Origin of the sequence: Amycolatopsis sp. FU40 (genome assembly GCF_021903635.1) — a bacterium.
Lineage (GTDB): Bacteria > Actinomycetota > Actinomycetes > Mycobacteriales > Pseudonocardiaceae > Amycolatopsis > Amycolatopsis dendrobii.
In genome coordinates this window covers 7,566,947-7,584,873 of sequence record NZ_CP091381.1, presented here as the reverse complement: position 1 = coordinate 7,584,873, position 17,927 = coordinate 7,566,947, and the positions used below count along the sequence as shown (strand labels likewise).

13 protein-coding genes are annotated in these 17,927 nt (G+C 69.1%); 8 read left to right on the top strand and 5 right to left on the bottom strand.

The annotated features are described in order from the left end of the window. Positions 1–64: 64 nt before the first annotated feature. The 3 genes from L3Q65_RS35710 to L3Q65_RS35700 all read right to left on the bottom strand — a co-directional run bounded on the left by L3Q65_RS35710 (position 65) and on the right by L3Q65_RS35700 (position 6,300). Positions 65–2,392, bottom strand: coding sequence for a transglycosylase domain-containing protein (locus L3Q65_RS35710; protein WP_220507712.1), 2,328 nt, complete (start codon positions 2,390–2,392; stop codon positions 65–67). A 532-nt stretch (positions 2,393–2,924) separates the two neighbouring features. Beyond that, positions 2,925–5,828 carry a transglycosylase domain-containing protein gene (locus tag L3Q65_RS35705; RefSeq protein WP_237597656.1) on the bottom strand — a complete coding sequence of 968 codons (2,904 nt, stop codon included), beginning with the start codon at positions 5,826–5,828 and terminating at the stop codon, positions 2,925–2,927. A gap of 70 nt (positions 5,829–5,898) precedes the next feature. Then, positions 5,899–6,300: a DUF5318 domain-containing protein gene (locus L3Q65_RS35700; protein ID WP_182892965.1), complete on the bottom strand. Its 402-nt coding sequence runs from the start codon at positions 6,298–6,300 to the stop codon at positions 5,899–5,901. 245 nt (positions 6,301–6,545) lie between these two features. Here L3Q65_RS35700 and L3Q65_RS35695 point away from each other — a divergent pair, with 245 nt between their 5' ends. Further along, the gene (locus L3Q65_RS35695) at positions 6,546–7,103 is read left to right on the top strand and encodes a PadR family transcriptional regulator (RefSeq protein WP_037716279.1); all 558 of its coding nucleotides are present in this window, start codon (positions 6,546–6,548) and stop codon (positions 7,101–7,103) included. Positions 7,104–7,169: 66 nt separating this feature from the next. Beyond that, the gene (locus L3Q65_RS35690) at positions 7,170–8,258 is read left to right on the top strand and encodes an inositol-3-phosphate synthase (protein ID WP_182892964.1); all 1,089 of its coding nucleotides are present in this window, start codon (positions 7,170–7,172) and stop codon (positions 8,256–8,258) included. Between the two features lie 63 nt (positions 8,259–8,321). Here L3Q65_RS35690 and L3Q65_RS35685 read toward each other — a convergent pair whose 3' ends face one another. Both L3Q65_RS35685 and L3Q65_RS35680 read right to left on the bottom strand, forming a co-directional pair. Beyond that, entirely contained in the window at positions 8,322–9,179 is an 858-nt protein-coding gene (locus tag L3Q65_RS35685) for an SAM-dependent methyltransferase (protein WP_182892963.1), read from the bottom strand. An 85-nt stretch (positions 9,180–9,264) separates the two neighbouring features. Beyond that, positions 9,265–9,921, bottom strand: a complete 657-nt coding sequence (locus L3Q65_RS35680) for an HAD family phosphatase (RefSeq protein WP_237597655.1) — start codon at positions 9,919–9,921, stop codon at positions 9,265–9,267. An 85-nt stretch (positions 9,922–10,006) separates the two neighbouring features. Between L3Q65_RS35680 and L3Q65_RS35675 the strand changes: the two genes are divergently transcribed. From L3Q65_RS35675 to L3Q65_RS35650, 6 genes are all read left to right on the top strand, one after another. Next, on the top strand, positions 10,007–10,492 hold the full coding sequence (locus L3Q65_RS35675; protein WP_182892961.1) for a MarR family winged helix-turn-helix transcriptional regulator: 486 nt from the start codon (positions 10,007–10,009) through the stop codon (positions 10,490–10,492). Continuing rightward, positions 10,489–11,709 (top strand): MFS transporter, encoded by a 1,221-nt coding sequence (locus L3Q65_RS35670; RefSeq protein WP_182892960.1) that lies wholly within the window; start codon positions 10,489–10,491, stop codon positions 11,707–11,709. The genes L3Q65_RS35675 and L3Q65_RS35670 overlap by 4 nt, the downstream gene beginning before the upstream one ends. A gap of 160 nt (positions 11,710–11,869) precedes the next feature. Continuing rightward, complete coding sequence (locus tag L3Q65_RS35665; protein WP_182892959.1) at positions 11,870–13,951, top strand: PhoX family phosphatase; 2,082 nt, start codon at positions 11,870–11,872, stop codon at positions 13,949–13,951. A 54-nt stretch (positions 13,952–14,005) separates the two neighbouring features. After that, positions 14,006–15,403, top strand: a complete 1,398-nt coding sequence (locus L3Q65_RS35660) for an SdrD B-like domain-containing protein (protein WP_237597654.1) — start codon at positions 14,006–14,008, stop codon at positions 15,401–15,403. Positions 15,404–15,485: 82 nt separating this feature from the next. After that, positions 15,486–17,168 carry a hypothetical protein gene (locus L3Q65_RS35655; protein ID WP_182892957.1) on the top strand — a complete coding sequence of 561 codons (1,683 nt, stop codon included), beginning with the start codon at positions 15,486–15,488 and terminating at the stop codon, positions 17,166–17,168. A gap of 52 nt (positions 17,169–17,220) precedes the next feature. After that, positions 17,221–17,898 (top strand): SDR family oxidoreductase, encoded by a 678-nt coding sequence (locus L3Q65_RS35650; protein ID WP_237597653.1) that lies wholly within the window; start codon positions 17,221–17,223, stop codon positions 17,896–17,898. Positions 17,899–17,927 lie beyond the last annotated feature (29 nt).

Below are 17,927 nucleotides of genomic sequence, written 5' to 3'. Positions count from 1 at the left end.
CGCCCTCTGAACGGCCGTGGCCGCGACGGCCTCCCCCCACCGTCGCGGCCACGGCCTTTTTCCGTCACTCCTGCGGCGGATCCTCGCCGGTCGACGGACCGCCGCTAGGCGGGTTGTGCGTCGACGGCTTGCCCGACGGCCAGTGCGGGAACCCGCTCGGCCAATGCGGCTGAGTGGGCCCGCCGGTGATCGGTCCGCCGTGCTCGTTCCCGTTGCCGGGATCCTCCGGTTGGTTGCCGGTGGTCTGCTGCGGCGGTTGCTCGTCGCCCGCGTTCTGGTCCCCCTGCGGCGGCGGGGCCTGCGCGCCGATCAGCTGCACCTGGTCGAACTTCTCGGCGGGCTTGCCCTTCAGGTACCCGTCGAGGAACTTCTGCCACAGCGGACCCGCGATCGTCGAACCGTAGATCGGCGACGTGCCCGAACCGTGCAGTGCCTGGTCGCCGTCCGCGCCGACCCACGCGGCGACCGAGACCGACGGCGTGTAGCCGACCATCCAGGTCTGTGCGTTCGCGTTCGCCGCCCACGCCGGTTCGCCCGCTCGCTTCGTGTGCTGCTGGGTACCGGTCTTGCCCGCGCATTCGTGGCCGGACGGGCACTTCAGGTGCGAGAAGTCGATCACCGGACCCAGCGCCATGGTCACGTTGCCCGCGATCTGCTTGGCCTTGTCCGCGCTGCTGTCGAACGCCGGCTTGCCCGCACTCGGCTGTGCCTCGTAGGCGACTTCCTTCTGCGAGTTGGTCACCTTGAGCACGAAGTGCCGATCGCGCTGGATGCCATTGGCGGCGAAGGTCGCGTACGCGCTGGCCATGTCCGCGGGCGTGATCTGGGTGTTCCCGCCGCCGAGCGCGATGTTCGCGTCCGCGGTGGAGATCAGCGACTGGCCGCCGTTGTCCTTGGTCTTGACGCCCGCTTCCTGGGCGGCCTGCCCGACCGGTCCTGGATGCGTCTCGTTCAGCACCATGTCGTAGAACACCGTGTTCGCCGACCGCTTCATCGCCTCGGCGACCGTGCACTGCCCGGAACAGCTGGAGCTGGGACCCGCGTTGCGCACGACGCGGCCGTCGAAGACCCGGTTGTTGCTGCCGTCGAACGTCGAGTTGATGCCCTTGCCCATCTTGAGGAACGCGGTGAGGTCGAACGCCTTCATCGACGAACCGGGGTTCTGCGGCGTGTTCGCCCAGTCGCGAGCGCCCTGCTTCTTCCCGTTCACGTCGATGGTCGCCGGTCCGCCGTAGTACGCCAGCACCCCGCCGGTCTTCGGATCGACCGCCACCAGCGAATCGAGCAGCCGGTCGTCGGACTGGTCCTTCAGCGCGTCGGTCGCGGCCTGGGTCGCGACCTCCTGTGCGTGCTTGTCGATGGTGGTCTGGATCGTGTAGCCGCCCGCGTAGTACTTGTCGTCGTCGATGCCGTGCTGCTGGAGCTCGGCCTTCACCTGGGTGACGACGAACTTGTAGGGCGCGTTCGCGTCGTCCTTCGATTCCTCCAGCGGGATCACGGCCGGGAACTGTGCCGCTTGCCGCTGCTGCGCGGTGATGTACTTGTTCTCGAGCATCCGGTCGAGCGCGGTGTTCCAGCGGCCTTGGGCCACCTTCGGGTTCTCCGAACGACCCGGCTGCTGGATCAGCCCGGCCAGCAGCGCCGCCTCGGAGTAGTCCAGCTTCGAAACGTCCTTGTGGAAGAAGGCCTGCGACGCCGCGCCGATGCCGTACGCCCCGCGCCCGAAGTAAATGATGTTCAGGTACGCGGTGATGATGTCCTGTTTCTCGTACGTCTGGTTCATCTTGAAGGACTTCGCCAGCTCGGTCCATTTACGGGTGAGCGTCGGGGCGTCGTTGTCGGTGGCCTTCTTGATGTACTGCTGCGAGATCGTGGACCCGCCGCCCGCCTTGCCGGTGAGCTGGTTGAACGCGGCGCGGAGCAGGCCGGTGACGTCGAAGCCGGAGTTGGTCTCGAACGTCGAGTCCTCGGTCGCGATCACCGCGTGCTTCACCACGTCCGGGATCTGCGCCGGGGTGAGGATCTGCCGGTTGCCGCCGGGGGGCACGTCCTTGCCCATCGGGCTGCCGTCGGCGTAGAGGTAGGTGACGGCCTGGTTCTGGCCCTGCGCGATGCTCTGCGGCGAGGGCACGTCGACCATGAAATAGGTGATCACGAAAGCGATCGCCGGGATCACGACGAAGATGCCGACGAACGCGTACGCACAGCGCCGGATGATCTTCCAGCGTCTCTTTTTGCGCTGTGCGGGCGTGCGGCCCTTCTTGTCCAGGTCTTCCGGCGGGTACCCGTCGTCCGGATCGAGCGGACCTTCGTCGCGGTACTCCGCGTCCCGGTAGCCGGCGTCGCGATAGCCCGGGTCGCGGTAGTCGTCCTCGATCATCCGGTGGGTCATCAGCTCCGGCTCGCGCTGCGGCGGCGGAACCGGGCGACGGCCGGGAGGCGGCGGACGGCGGCCGGGCGGCGGAGAACCCGCGGGACCGGTCGGACCAGCGGCGGGACGCTGCGGGCCGCGGGCCCACGGCGGCGGACCGGGCTGGGACGGAGGTGGTTGACGCCGCGGGTCGGGATCCCGGTCGGGCCAGGAGCGGCTGCGGTCGTCGTTCACTGCGGATCCTCTTCTCGGACACGGGCAGCCTGCGGACGCAGAAGGCCCTCTGATGACCAGACGCGGCAACCCCGGTCGAGGTTCACTCTCCTGGCCGATCCCCTTCGCGGGGGAGGAGACCGTCGGTGAACCTACCGCACCCCCAGCCGGGCGGTACCGGCAAAAAGAGGCTCCTCTCCGTGGTGGAGAGGAGCCTCTTTTACTAATCCGACCAAAAGTAGGCCGACCCCGCAGCGGCACGTAACCGTTGCAGCGAAGTCATTCGGCCGTGGCTGTGGTCGGATTAGTAACGATCGGCACAGTCGTGGTCGGGCGCGGGTCAGCCGGTGCGCCGGGGCGGTTCGCCGTTCACCACGGGCCCGCCTCCGCTGCCGGGGTTGCCGCCTTCGGTGCCGCCGCCGAAGATGCCGCTCGGCCGGGTCGGGCTGGTCGCCGTCGAGGACGACGGATGCGACGAACTGGTCGGCGGTGCCGACGAGGACGTCGTCGACGGCGGCGGAGCCTGCTCGCTGGACGTTTCGCGCGGCGGCGGGGCCGCCTTGCTCGACGTGACGACCTCGTCCGCGTCCTTGCCGATCGGCTGCACCTTGTCGAACTTCTCGCCCGGCTTGTCCTGCAGGTAGTTCGTCATGAAGTCCTGCCAGGTCGGACCCGCGATGGTCTTGCCGTAGATCGGCTTGCCGTTCTTGTCGTGCAGCGGCTTGTTGCCGTCGCCGCCGATCCAGACCGCGGTCGACACCGAGGGCGTGTAGCCGACCATCCAGGTCTGGGCGTTGCGGTCCTTGTACGAACTCGGGTCGCTGTCTCGCGGGTCGTACTGCTGGGTACCGGTCTTGCCCGCGCATTCGTGGCCGCTCGGGCACTTCAGGTGCGACTCGGCGATGACCGGACCGAGCGCCTCGGTCACGTTGCCCGCGATCTGCTTGCTCTTGTCCGCGTTGTCGTCGAACGCGGGTTTGCCCTGTCCGTTGGTGTCGTCGAAGACGACCTCGTCCTGGGAGTTGGTGAGCTTCGCGACGAAGTGCTGGTCACGGCGCAGGCCGCCGGAGGCGAACGACGAATAGCCGGCGGCCATGTCCTCCGGGGTGACCGAGGTGGCGCCACCGCCGAGGGCGATGTTGGCGTCGCTCGTGCCGAGCTTGGCCTTGCCCTTCGGGGCGGGAATCACGCCCGCCTCCTTCGCGGCTTCCGCGACCCTGGCTGGTTTCGTCCAGTTCAGCACCATGTCGTAGAACACGGTGTTCGCCGAGACCTCCATGGCCTTCTTGACCGTGCACTGCGGACCACAGCTGGCGCTTTCGCCCGCGTTGCGGACTACGCGGCCGCCGAGCTCCCGGTTGTTGGTGCCGTCGAACACCTCGCCGAGCCCCTTGCCCATCTTGAGCCAGGCGGTGAGGTCGTAGGCCTTCATCGACGAACCGGGGTTCTGCGGGGTGTTCGCCCAGTCCGTGGCGAGCACGTCCTTGCCCGCGTCGTTCTTCACCGTGGTCGGCCCGCCGTAATAAGCGAGCACGCCCCCGGTTCTCGGGTCGACGGCGACCAGCGCTCCCCGGAGGTTCTCGTCGGTCTGGCCCTCCATGTTGTCCTGGACGGACTGCGCCGCGATCTTCTGCGCGTTCGGGTCGATCGTCGTGTAGATCTTCGCGCCGGTGGAGTACAGCTTGTCCTCGTCGTAGCCCTTGTCTTTCAGCTCGTCGAGGATGCGCTGCCGGATGAAGTAGTCCAGGGTGCCCGCGTTCTCCTTTTTCTGCGAATCGCGCGGGATCATCGTGGGAAGCTGCGCGGCCTTGCGGTCGGCGGGCGAGAGCCAGTGGTTGGCCACCATCTGGTCCATCACGTAGCTCCACCGCTTCTGGACGTACGCGGTGTCGCGGTCGCGGCTCGGGCCCTGGATCATCCCGGCGAGCAGCGCCGCCTCGGAAGCGTTGAGCTGGCTGACGTCCTTGCCGAAGTACGCCTTCGACGCGGCGGCGATGCCGTTCGAGCCGCGGCCGAAGAAGACGATGTTCAGGTAGCCGGTGATGATGTCCGATTTGGACGTCTCGTTGTTGAGCTTGAACGACTTCGCCAGCTCGGTCCACTTACGCGTCAGCGTCGGGTCGTCGTTCTTGGTCGCCTGCTTGATGTACTGCTGCGAAATGGTCGAGCCGCCGCCGGTGCCGCCGGTCGCCTGGTTGAAGACCGACCGCAGGATCGCCATCACGTTGAAGCCGGAGTTGGTCTCGAAGGTCGCGTCCTCGGCCGCGTACACGGCGTGCTTGACGACCTCGGGCACCTGGTTGGGCTGCAGCAGTTCGCGGTCGCCGCCCTCCGGGACCACTCGGCCCATCACCGATTTGTCGCCGTAATAGAAGGTGATCGGCTGGCTCTGCTTCGCGAGCACTTCCTGCGGCGAGGGCACGTCGACGGTGAAGTAGGTGATCACGAACGCGATCGCGGGCACCACGACGAACAGGCCGAACATCGCGTACAGCACACGCCGGATGATCTTCCACCGGCGTTTGCGGCGCTGCTTCGGCGTGAGGTCGGCCTTGCTCTTCTTGCCGTCCTCCTCGCCTTCCTGGTCGTCTTCGAAGTCCGCGTCGTCCGAGTACTGGGCGAGGCGGGTTTCCTCGTCGTACGGGTCGTAGCCGTCGTCGTACCGGTCGTCGTAGGGGGCGTAACCGTTGTGCGCGGCGTGCGTGATCAGGTCCGGTTCGCGGTCGGTCTCCGGATAGGACGGCGGAGGCGGCGGCGGGACCCGGCGGCCCTGGGGCGGCCGTCCGCCGGGCGGCGGCTGCCGGAAGCCCTGGGTGGCGTTCCCGTTAGGACCGCCGTTCGGTCCGCCGTTCGGTCCGGGACGTCCGCCGGGAGGCTGGCGGCGCGGCGGCGCGCCCTGTCCGTCGAGGATCTGCGACGCGCGGGTACCCGAGCCGCGGTCCTGCGGGCCGGGACCCTGAGGCGGACGGCCTTGCGGCGCGCGGTTCTGCGGCGGGCGCTGCGGACGGCGCGGCTCGTCGGCGGGCCACTGCGGACCGCCTTCGTCGCCGCTCGGCCATTCGGGACCGGCTTGCGGGGCGCGCGGCGGGCGCGGGCCGCCGGCGGGGGGACGGCGGGGCGGTGCGGGGCGCCGGGGGGCGTCATCGGACGGCCAGGCGGGACCGGGGTCCTCCTGCGGTCGCCGGGCACGGCGAGGTGCATCTGGCTCCTGGCTCGGCCAGGAGCGGTTGCGGTCGTCGTTCACGAATGGGCCTCCGAAGGCAGCACTGTCTGCACTGGCGCCGCCCCGCGTTCTGCAGCGGTTGTGGTACTCGTCACTGCCCGGCAGTCCTTCGCGGCCGGGTCGGCTGGGGCTCTCCCGTGCCGAGGACATAGGACAGGACCAGATGGTTCCAATGGCACGTCCGGCACACCTCTACGTCATAGACGGTGAATTCCCCGAAAACCCCTGACATCCGGGTCAGTTCGGCGGGGGTGCGTGCCGATCCCGAGACGTGCTTCAGCTCGTCGCCGTACACCCAGGAGACGAGGTGCAGCGGAGCCCGGCGGCACATCGGACAGGCCCGGTCCTCAGGTCTGCCGTGGAATTTGGCCGCGCGGAGCAGGTACGGGCTCGCGTCGCAGACCTCGTGGTCTCCGACGCGTCCGGAGCGGACGCCGGCCAGCAGCGCACGGCGCTGCAAGGCGTAATCCACAACCTGCCGCTGGTTTCGCACGAGGACAGAGTACGGGCTCTTTCTGTGTCCGCGGTGCCCCCTGCTTTCCCGCACCCTGGGAGACCGTTCGGACACGCCGAAACTTAGATAACGCTCTGGTCACGGATCGCCGGGAGGGTGCTGGTCGCGGGTTACTTCCGCCACTTCGATGTATCGGCGCGATATACTCGGCGAGTAGGTTGGCTGAGCCGGTCTCGGGTGATCAACGAGGCTGGCCGCGGCGTATTCCCGGAATGGGGTGTGGTGTGCTCGAACTCGCGATCCTCGGATTGCTGCACGAGGCGCCCATGCACGGGTACGTGCTGCGCAAACGTTTGCACGAGACGCTCGGGATGTTCCGGACGTTCTCGTACGGCTCGCTGTATCCGACCTTGCGCCGGCTGCTGCGGGCCGGTTACCTCGTCGAGGAGTTCGACGAGGCGGACGACCGGGCGTGGTCCCGGCGCGGCCGCCGCGTCTACAAGCTCACCGCCGAGGGCAAGGAACGCTTCGCCGAACTGCTCGGCGACGCGGGACCGCAGACGTGGGACGACGAGGGATTCGGCGTCCACCTGGCGTTCTTCTCGCGGACACCGGCCGACGTCAGGATGCGCATCCTGGAAGGCCGCCGCCGCCGCGTCGAGGAACGGCGCGAAGGCTTGCGGGACGCGCTGGCCAGGGCCGAGGAGAAGATCGACCGCTACACCCGCGAGCTGCACCGGCTGGGGCTGGAGTCGAGCGAGCGGGAGGTGCGCTGGCTCAACGAGCTGATCGCGCACGAACAAGCCGAGCAGCGCGGCCCGGAGCAGCCGGGACCGAGTTGAGCGGCGGGCCGCAACGGGGCGGCAGACCTGCAGATGCAAGTGAATGAGATTGAAGGAGAAACCGGCATGGGCGAGAACCGCCGCGTTCGGGTGGCCATCGTGGGCGTCGGCAACTGCGCCTCGTCGCTGGTCCAGGGCGTCCAGTACTACCGCGACGCGGATCCCGGTACGCGCGTCCCCGGTTTGATGCACGTCCAGTTCGGCGACTACCACGTGCGCGACATCGAGTTCGTCGCCGCGTTCGACGTCGACGCGAAGAAGGTCGGCCGGGACCTCTCGGAGGCGATTTCCGCCAGCGAGAACAACACGATCAAGATCGCCGACGTGCCGCCGCTCGGCGTCACCGTCCAGCGCGGGCACACCTACGACGGCCTCGGCCGCTTTTACCGCGAGACCATCGAGGAGTCCGACGAGTCTCCGGTCGACATGGTCGCCGCGCTGCGCGACGCCCGGGTCGACGTGCTCGTCTCCTACCTTCCCGTCGGGTCCGAAGAGGCCGACAAGTTCTACGCGCAGGCCGCGATCGACGCGAACGTCGCGTTCGTCAACGCGCTGCCGGTGTTCATCGCCTCCGACCCGGAGTGGGCGAAGAAGTTCACCGACGCGGGCGTCCCGATCGTCGGTGACGACATCAAGTCCCAGGTCGGCGCCACCATCACGCACCGCGTGCTGGCGAAGCTGTTCGAGGACCGCGGCGTGCAGCTCGACCGCACGATGCAGCTCAACGTGGGCGGGAACATGGACTTCCTGAACATGAAGGAGCTGGAGCGGCTCGAGTCGAAGAAGATCTCGAAGACCCAGTCGGTCACGTCGCAGGTGGACCGCGAGCTCGGCAAGGGCAATGTCCACATCGGACCGTCGGACTACGTGCAGTGGCTCGACGACCGCAAGTGGGCCTACGTCCGGCTCGAGGGCCGCGCGTTCGGCGACGTGCCGCTGAACCTGGAGTACAAGCTCGAGGTGTGGGATTCCCCCAACTCGGCGGGCATCATCATCGACGCGGTGCGCGCGGCGAAGATCGCCAAGGACCGCGGCATCGGCGGCCCGATCCTGTCCGCGTCGTCCTACTTCATGAAGTCGCCGCCGGAGCAGTACGACGACTCGACCGCGCGCGATTCGGTCGACGCCTTCATTCGCGGCGAAGTGGAGCGCTGAGCCCAGCCTGACCGTCGGTGAAGGGCCCCTTGCCGGAATCTCCGCGAGGGGCCCTTCGCGGTGTCAGGGCAGGTCGGCGGTGACCAGTTCGGTTTTGGTCATGGCGTCGCCGAGCGGGTCGGACAGGTGCTTGCCGTAGCTGGCGGCGAGGTCGCCCGCGCGGTCGATCCTCGTCTGCCAGCCCTGCCGGCCCAGCCATTCGACCGGATCCCGGCGCGGTTCGGTCGAGAGCACGTCGTTCACGTCGAGGCCGAGCCGTGCTCCGGCGTCCGACGACCGGATGGTGTCGAGGATGTCGGTGCTGCCGAGGTCCGGGATGTGCTCGATTGCGATCCGGCTGCCGGGCACGCTCCGGGCGTGCACGAGGTCGAACAGCAGTTCCTCTGCCGACGCGGGCAGATACGGCAGCAGCCCCTCGGCGATCCACACCGACGGGCGGGTGCGGTCGAATCCGGCGTTTTCCAGTGCGGCGGGCCAGTCCTCGCGCAGGTCGGCTCCGATCGCGTGGCGGCGGCAGCGCGGGGCCGCGCCGAGACCGTCCAGGACGTCCTGTTTGAACGCGAGCACCCGTGGCTGATCCACTTCGTAGACGTCGCGGCCGGACAGGTCGAGCCGGTAGGCGCGGGCGTCGAGCCCGGCGGCGAGGATCACCACCTGCGGCGCGTCCGTGCCGGTGATCACCTCGTCGAAGAACCGGGACCGCACCGCGAGGTAGTCGGACATCGCCATCCACAGCGGGTCTTCGAGCGGTTCCGTCGGCATCGGCCGCGGCGGATTCGCGGCGCGGACGAATTCCGCCGCGTACGGGTCTTCGATCAGCGGATCCGGGGACACGGTCGCTATCGCCCGGCCCGCGGCCACCCCGAGCGCGGTCAGTCCGACGCTGCTGACGATGTCCCAATCCTGTTCCGGTGCAGCCATTTCCACCCCTTGTGCCGATCTTGTTGGCAGGCGTTCAGGATGGCACTGTGCTACTGGCCGGATACCGGCAGCGACCGTTTTGGGGCTATTTGCCGCTGTGGGCTGCGTCACTCAAGGATCGCGGCAAGGCGGCGAGGTTCGGCAGCACCGTGGCATCCCGCAGTACGGCCGGGTCCGGCGGGAAGTGCGGGTTCGGTACGGCGAACACCGTCATGTCCGCCGCGAAGGCCGCGCGCAGGCCGTTGGTCGAGTCTTCCACCGCGGCGCAGCGGGAGGCTTCGACATTGAGCAGCATCGCCGCGCGCAAGTAGACGTCCGGTGCCGGCTTGCCCGCGGCCACTTCCTCGCTCGACACCGCGACCGGGACCAGTGACGTCAGGTCGCACGCGGTCAGGAACGAGTGGATCAGCACCGGCGGCGACGAGCTGGCGATCGCGACCGGCCAGTGCCGGGAGATCTCGCGGACGACCTGGTCGGCTCCGTCGATCACCGGCGGACGGTCGGCGTAGCGGGCGGCCATCTCGTCGATCACCGTGCGCGCGATCTCGTCCGGGGTGAGCCGCGCGCCCAGGGTTTCCACCAGGTAGTTCGCCCATTCCGGCGTGCTCATCCCCTGCTGGGCGCGGGTCGCCTCGGGCCGCCAGGTCCCGCCGTGCTCGGCGACTACGGCGCGGCGCACCTCGTCCCACGTCGTCTCGGAGTCCACCAGTACGCCGTCGAGGTCGAAGATCACCGCATCCACCGGTCCAGCCTAGGGGTCCTGGACTGGACCACCTTGTGAGCCGAATTACTTCGCCACCCTAACTAATTTTTGTTAGCCTAGCTAAGTGACTTCCTCGAAGGGCGACCTGGCGCACCGGCTGCGGCCGGTGGTGTTCCGGCTGTACTACCTGGTGCGCCGCGAATCCGCGCAGCTGCTGACCCTGACCCAGGGTTCGGTGCTGTCGGAGCTGGTCGGCCGGGGTCCGAGCCGGATGAGCAGGCTCTCGCGCCTCGAACGCGTGCGGATGCCGTCGATGACCGACGTCGTGCGCAGGCTCGAACGGCTCGGCATGGTGACCCGCCGTCCCGATCCCGACGACGGGCGCGCCGTGCTCGTGGAGGCCACGCCGGAAGGCGAGCGGTTCTACGCCGAGATGATCGCGGGCCGGGAGGCGGAGCTGCGGGCGCGGCTCGACCGTCTCGACCCGGATGAGCGCGCCGCCATCGACGCCGCGCTCCCCGCGCTCACCAAGCTGATCGCCGACTTCCACCGTGACGACCCCGCCGCGGAACTCGCCGTACTGTCTGAAGGAGGAACTGATCCGCGATGAGCGCTGAGCACCACTCGAGCCTGCTGGACGCGGTCAAGGGCCAGCCCAAACAGGTGTGGATCACCGCGTTCGCCGCGGTCATCGCGTTCATGGGCATCGGCCTCGTCGACCCGATCCTGCTGTCCATCGCCAAGGGCCTGAACGCCTCGCCGTCCCAGGTCACGCTGCTGTTCACGTCGTATCTCGGCGTGCAGGTGATCGCGATGCTCTTCACCGGCGCGATGTCCGCCCGGTTCGGGGCGAAGCGGACCGTGCTGGTCGGGCTGACCCTGATCGTCGCCGCGACCGCGCTGTGCGCCGCGGCGGGTTCGATCGAACAGCTCGTCGGCCTGCGCGCGGTGTGGGGGCTGGGCAACGCCTTCTTCATCGCGACTGCGCTGTCGGTGATCGTCGGTGCCGCGACCGGCGGCCAATCCGGCGCGATCCTGCTTTACGAGGCCGCGCTGGGTGTCGGGCTCGCCGTCGGTCCGCTGCTGGGCGCGCTGCTGGGCACGATCTCGTGGCGCGGTCCGTTCCTCGGCACCGCGGTGCTGATGATCGCCGCGCTCGTGCTGTGCTCGATCTTCCTGAAGAGCGACTCGGCCGAAAAGCGGGAACCGATCAAGCTGCTCGACCCGCTCCGCGCGCTCAAGCACCCTGGCCTGCTGCGCACGTCGATCGCCTCCGCGCTCTACACCGCCGCGTTCTTCGCGGTGCTCGCCTGGTCCCCGTTCGTGCTCGGCTGGAACGCCATCGCGGTCGGCCTGATCTTCTGCGGCTGGGGCCTGTGCGTGGCGATCGCCGGCGTGGTGCTCGCGCCGAAGATGGCCGCCCGTTTCGGCGAACGGCACGCGGCCGCGCTGGCGGTGACCGGCTACACCGTGCTGATGCTGGTGCTGGCCATCCCGAGCAAGCCGGTGGTGGTCGTCGGGATCATCGTGTCCGGTCTGGTTTCCGGGCTGCTGAACACGCTGTTCACCGGGACCGCGATGTCGATCAGCGACGCGCCGCGGCCGGTCGCGAGCGCCGGGTACAACTTCTGCCGCTGGTTCGGCGGCGCGGTCGCGGCCACGCTCGTCGGCCACATCGCCGAGTGGATGGGCTGGGAGCAGGGCCCGTTCCTGATCGCCGCCGTGCTCTGCGTGATCGCCGCCGTCCTGCTGTCGCAGCGGGAGAAGAAGGCCGACCCGCACACCGTGCCGAAGGAGGCCGCGCTCGTCGGCGACGAGGAGTTCTGAGCCTTTCCAGCACGCTCGGCGATCGCCCCCGGACTGTCTGTTCGGGGGCGATCGTCGTCTTTCGCCGAATACATCCGCCGTTAACCTTTTGGTCCGTTTCAGGGGGTTTTCGCCGCATACGGTCGCCGGGTTCCCACCGAGAAGCGACCCTGGAGGCCCCGTGTCCCTGGAGCCCGGACGACTGCTGCCCTTGTTCACCGCGCATTCCGGCGGCCGGTCACCGATCACCTGCGAATACCGCTGCGGCAACGCGTGCGCGCACGAGGCCCCGAATCCGACTGGCAACGAGTACTTCGGCGACATCGCCAAGGGAGTCTCGCGGCGCGGCGTGTTCAAGGCCGGTGCGGTGATGGCTGCGGCCGCGGGCGGGTTCGCCGCGCTGTCCGGCACCGCCGCGGCAGCCACCCCGGCCCAGGCTCCGGCGCCGTTGGCGAAAGGCCGCGCGGTGCCCGGCACCGACTTCACGCCGGTGCCGCCGAACAAACTCGACGCCGTCAGCATCCCCGACGGTTACGCCCAGCATGTGGTGATCCGCTGGGGCGACCCGGTGGTCCCCGGCGCGCCGAAGTTCGACTTCCGCAAGCAGACCGCGGCCGCGCAAGCGAAGCAGTTCGGCTACAACAACGACTTCGTCGGCCTGATCCCGCAGGACCCGCTGGGTCTGCGCAATCTGCTGGTGGTCAACCACGAGTACACCACCGAGGTGCACCTGTTCCCGGCCGACCAGTACGACCCGGCCAATCCCACCGAGGAGCAGGTGAAGATCGCCTGGGCGGCACACGGATTGTCGGTGCTGCAGACGCTGCGCGACCCGATCGGCGGTGCGCTGCGCACCGTTCCGAGCCCGCTGAACCGGCGGATCACGCTCGACACGATCTTCGAGGTGCGCGGTCCGGCGGCCGGGTCGAAGTACCTCAAGACGTCGGCCGACCCGTCCGGAAAGCGCGTGCGCGGCACGCAGAACAACTGCTCCGGCGGCGTGACGCCGTGGGGCACCGTGCTCTCCGGCGAGGAGAACTTCCACCAGTACTTCGCCCACGCGGACAAGGTTTCCGACCCGACCGAGGCCGCGCGGCTCAAACGGTACGCGGTCGGCACCGGCGAGAGCACGCGCAAGTGGGAGCGCTTCGACCAGCGCTGGGACGTGTCGCGAGAGCCCAACGAGCCCAACCGGTTCGGCTGGGTCGTCGAAATCGACCCGAACGACCCGCATTCCACCCCGGTCAAGCACACCGCGCTCGGCCGGTTCAAGCACGAGGCGGCGAACGTCAAGATCACCGCGGACGGCCGGGTCGCGGTGTACTCCGGCGACGACGAGCGGTTCGAGTACATCTACAAGTTCGTCTCGAAGGGCAAGTACAAGAAGGGGCACTCCGCGCTCGCCCGGCGGCACAACTCGGCGCTGCTGGACGACGGAACCCTGTACGTCGCGAAGTTCTCCGGCAACAGCCCCGGCGAGATCGACGGCACCGGCAAGCTGCCCGCCGATGGCGAATTCGATGGCACCGGCGAGTGGATTCCCCTTGCCAGCGGCGACAAGTCCTTTGTGGACGGATTCACCGCGGAGGAGGTCTACGTGTTCACCCGGCAAGCCGCCGATCGCGCCGGGGCGACCAAAATGGACCGTCCGGAGGACATCGAGCCGAACCCGGTCAACGGCCGGATCTACGCCGCGCTCACCAACAACTCCGACCGCGGCGCGGCGGGCAAGGCCGCCCCGGACGAGGCGAACCCGCGCACCCGCAACAAAAACGGGCACATTCTCGAATGGGACGAGGACCGCGGCGACAGTGCCGCGACCCGGTTCTCCTGGCGGCTGCTGCTCGTCTGCGGCGACCCGGCCACGGCCGACACCTACTTCGGCGGTTTCCCGAAGGACCAGGTCAGCCCGATCTCGTGCCCGGACAACGTGGCCTTCGATCCGCACGGCAACCTGTGGATCTCGACCGACGGCAACACCCTCGGCGCGAACGACGGCCTCTTCTCGGTCCCGGTGACCGGACCGGAGCGCGGGCACGTGAAGCAGTTCCTGTCCGTGCCGGTCGGCGCCGAGACGTGCGGTCCGGTCGTCACCGAGAACCTCGTGCTCGTCGCGGTGCAGCACCCCGGCGAGGACGCGCCGAGTTCGGCGAACCCGACCTCGCACTGGCCGGACGGCGGCAGCTCCCAGCCGCGGCCCGCGATCGTGTCGGTCTGGAAGAAGGGTGCCTTCGGATTGCCCGGCCGGATCGGGCGCCGGTAACACTTTGGAGTGTTTCTTACCGCCGATCGGGCTTCCTGGGTCTAGCTTCACCGCGTGAGGCGGGCAAGGAAAGTCGCGATCGGACGCACGGCGGGCGCGGCGGCGGGCACTGCGATGCTGGTCGGCGCGCTCGCCGTCGTCACTCCCGGATCGGCTCCCGCCGAGGGGGCCCCGGAGTGCGGCGGCATCGCGGCCAACCCGAGCGTGGAGGACGCCGGTTCGCCCGGCGGACCGCCGCGCGGGTACCTGTTCAGCCCCGCCGCGCCGGTTCCGCGCAGCACCCCGCCGGACCGGGTGCCGAAGCTCGTCACCAGCACCGCGCACGCGGTCGACGGGCACGTCAACGCCCAGATCCAGACGCCGGACGGCCGGGTCAGCTCGGCCGCCCAGCAGGTGAAAGCGGTGCCCGGAGGGCAATACTCGCTGTCGGTGTGGACGGGTACGGCGCCGTCCGGCCTCGGTTCGCACGCGAGCGCGACCACCGGGCTGCGCTTCGCCGACCGCGCTGGTCGAGTGCTGGCGGAGAAACCGCTCGCGGTGACGCACGACGTCGCGTCCGACGGCAGGCTCGCGCGGCAGGACCTGCCGCCGTTCACCGCGCCGGACGACACCGCGGCGGTCTCGTTTTTCGCCAGCACCAACCACAACTGGGTGCTGTGGGACTGCGTGCACGTGGCTCTCGCCTCGTTCGCGGTGAAGATGGAGGTGCGGAATCCGGCGGACGGAACGTGGGGCCCGTCGGCTGCCATCCCGGCCGGCGACGCCGCGCACTTCCGCATTTCCGTCTCCAACACAGGCTCCCAGCCGCTCACCGGACTGCTCGTGAAGGACCCGTGGTGCTCCGGTCTTCCCGGCGCGTTCGACCTCGCCGCCGCCGCGTCGCGGGAATTGCCCTGCGACCATCCGAACCTCACCGAGGACGACAACGGGCACGTCAACACCGCGAAGGTCACCGGCACCGGGCCGGGCGGGCCGCTCGCCGAGCAGAAGGCGACCGCGACGGTCACCGTCACGCCGCAGCCCGCCGTCGGCAAGATCGGCGACCGTGCGTGGAAAGACCTGAACCGCAACGGCACGCAGGAGGACGACGAACCCGGCTTCCCGGAGTTGCCGGTCACGCTCAAGGACGGTGCGGGCGGCACCGTCGCCACCACGCGCACGAACGCCGACGGCGGCTACCTGTTCGACCAGCGCAAGGACGGCACCTACCAGGTGTGCTTCGACATCTCGAAGCTGCCGGACGGCCTCACCGTCACCCAGCGCGGCGCCGGCGCACCGGGTCTGGACTCGGCCGTCGACCCGGCGACCGGCTGCACCTCGCCGTTCACTCTCGGCGGCAAGGAGCGCGAGCGGATGGACCTGGACATCGGCCTCGCCCCGCCGGTGCCGACCGTCCCGCCCGCGTCGAGCGGACCGCCGATGCCGACCGCCTCCGCCTCGTCCGACCGCTGAAGGCGGAACCACCGAGCGTCGCCTTTGGGCGGATGCGAGACTGTGACCGCATTGCACGTCTCGGGGGAGGTCTGGACCAATCATGACCGCGGCCGCCGGCCTGCCCGCTGACCCGCTCCCGTGGTACCGCCGCCCGATGACCTGGACGTGGGCCGCCACCGGGGCGGTCCTCGCGTTGTACACGGTGCTCGCTTGGCAACGCCGGTGGATGAGCGACGACGGACTGCTCGTCCTGCGCACCGTCCGGCAGATCCTCGCCGGGAACGGTCCGGTGTTCAATGTCGGCGAACGCGTCGAGGCGAGCACGAGTCCGTTGTGGACCTGGCTGCTCGCCGGAGCCGGCACGATTCCCGGGCCGCCGCTCGAATGGATCGCGGTGATCACCGGCCTCCTGTGCGCTGTCGGCGGCCTGTTCTTCGGTCTGGACGGCGCCCGTCGGCTCTACGCCGGACCGGTGGCTCCCGCCGGTGCGCTGATCGTGTGCGCACTCCCGCCGTTCCGCGATTTCGCGACTTCCGGGCTGGAAACCGGTCTGGTGCTGCTGTGGCTCGGCCTGAGCTGGTGGCTGCTGGTGCGCGGCACAACGCCGATCGCCACCGCGATCGTGCTCGGACTCGGCCCGCTCGTCCGGCCGGATCTGGCGTTGTTCAGTGTGGTCGGCTTTATCGCCCTGGTGCTGCTGCTGCGCCCGCGATGGTTTGCCGCGCTTGGCTGGCTCGGCGCCGGGGTCGCGATTCCGGTGGCATACCAAGTGTTTCGGATGGGCTACTACGGACTGCTCGCGCCGAACACCGCGCTCGCGAAGGAAGCGGCGAACAGCGACTGGCCACGCGGTTTCGCGTACCTGACTGACCTGATCAGCCCGTACCTGCTGTGGATTCCGTTGCTGCTACTGCTTATTGCTGCGGTACTGGTGCGTCGGTCGCGGATCCTGTTGCTGACTTCAGCGGTCGCCGCGCTTCTGCTCGCGCTGTACGTCGTGCGCGTCGGCGGAGATTTCATGCACGGCCGGATGCTGCTGCCCGCGTTGTTCGTGCTGCTCCTTCCCGTCATGGCGATCCCGCTGACGCAGAAGACGATCGCGTTCGTCGCCGGGGTCGCCGCGTGGTCCGTCGTGGCGGGCGGCTGGCTGCGGGTGCCGTACGAAGGCACCCATCAAGCGGTGAGCGTCACCGACGAACGCGGCTATTGGGCCTGGGCGACCGGACACGAACACCCGATCCTGGCGACGGATTACCTGGGCCAGGACGTCATCCGCCACGCTGTCGACGCGGTGCGAGAGACGAAGCAGCCAGCCGTGCTCGTCTACAGCTACGGCGACGTGAAGCAGTGGTTCCGCTTCCCGACCAACCGGCCGTACGTGACCATGGCGGCCGACAGCATGGGCGCGATCAGCAACATCGTGTCCCTGGACGTGCGCATCCACGACGGCTACGGCCTGGCAAGCGATCTGGCCGCACACTCGTCATCCATCCCGAATGGTCGCCCCGGGCACTCGAAATGGCTGGTCGCGGCGTGGGAAATCGCCGAAGCCGGCTACGGCGACTACGCCACCGACGGCGAGATCCGGATGTTCCAGCCCGCCGAAATCGACGCCGCCCGCACCGCACTGCGCTGCCCCGACGTGCAGGACGTCCTGGCCTCCACGCGCCAACCGCTCACGTGGAGTCGGTTTATCGACAATTTCACCGGCTCGCTGCATCGCACGGAAATCCGCTACCCGCGCGACCCGTGGGCCGCGGTCGGGTGCGCCCCGGCGAAGTGATCGACGACTCCCCGGACTGGCGAACCAGCGGCGGACGCCTACCGTGGCCGGTATGACCGACCTCCCGCTCGCCCTGATCACCGGTGCCTCGCGGGGCATCGGCGCGGCTATCGCGCACCAGCTCTCCCCGACGCACCGCCTCCTGCTCGGCGGCCGCGACACCGACGCACTGGCGAAGGTGGCCGAGGAACTGCCCGGCGCGCAGCCGTGGCCGGTCGACCTCACCGACGCCGCTTCCCTGGAAGCCGCGGCCGGCAAGATCGACCGCCTCGACGTGCTGGTCCACTCCGCGGGCATCGGCAAAATCGGCACCGTCGCCGACTCGCCGTCCTCGGTCTGGCGGACGAACCTGGAGGTCAACGTGATCGCGGTCGCCGAGCTGACCCGCCTGTTGCTCCCCGCCCTCCGCGCCGCGAACGGCCACGTCGTAGTGATCAACTCCGGTGCGGGTTACACCGCTCGTCCCGGCTGGGGTCCTTATGCGGCAAGCAAATTCGCCGTCCGGGCCTTCACCGACTCACTGCGCGCGGAAGAACCGGACCTGCGCGTGACTTCGGTGTTCCCGGGCCGCACGGACACCGACATGCAACGCGAAGCCCGCGCCCAGGAAGGCGGCGAGTACGAAGCCGAGAAGTACCTGCGCCCAGACTCCGTGGCGACGGCCGTGCTGACCGCGGTGACCGCCACCCCGGAAGCCCACTTCACCGAAATCCAGGTCCGCCCGCGCTGACGTTCGTAAGGGGTTCCCTCACGAACGGC

What these genes read in the sequence shown, in the direction of transcription:
- L3Q65_RS35650 (WP_237597653.1), top strand. Translation starts at nt 17,221, where the DNA reads ATGACCGACCTCCCGCTCGCCCTGATCACCGGTGCCTCGCGGGGCATC.
- L3Q65_RS35670 (WP_182892960.1), top strand. Translation starts at nt 10,489, where the DNA reads ATGAGCGCTGAGCACCACTCGAGCCTGCTGGACGCGGTCAAGGGCCAG.
- L3Q65_RS35655 (WP_182892957.1), top strand. Translation starts at nt 15,486, where the DNA reads ATGACCGCGGCCGCCGGCCTGCCCGCTGACCCGCTCCCGTGGTACCGC.
- L3Q65_RS35710 (WP_220507712.1), bottom strand. Translation starts at nt 2,392, where the DNA reads ATGACCCACCGGATGATCGAGGACGACTACCGCGACCCGGGCTATCGC.
- L3Q65_RS35690 (WP_182892964.1), top strand. Translation starts at nt 7,170, where the DNA reads ATGGGCGAGAACCGCCGCGTTCGGGTGGCCATCGTGGGCGTCGGCAAC.
- L3Q65_RS35685 (WP_182892963.1), bottom strand. Translation starts at nt 9,179, where the DNA reads ATGGCTGCACCGGAACAGGATTGGGACATCGTCAGCAGCGTCGGACTG.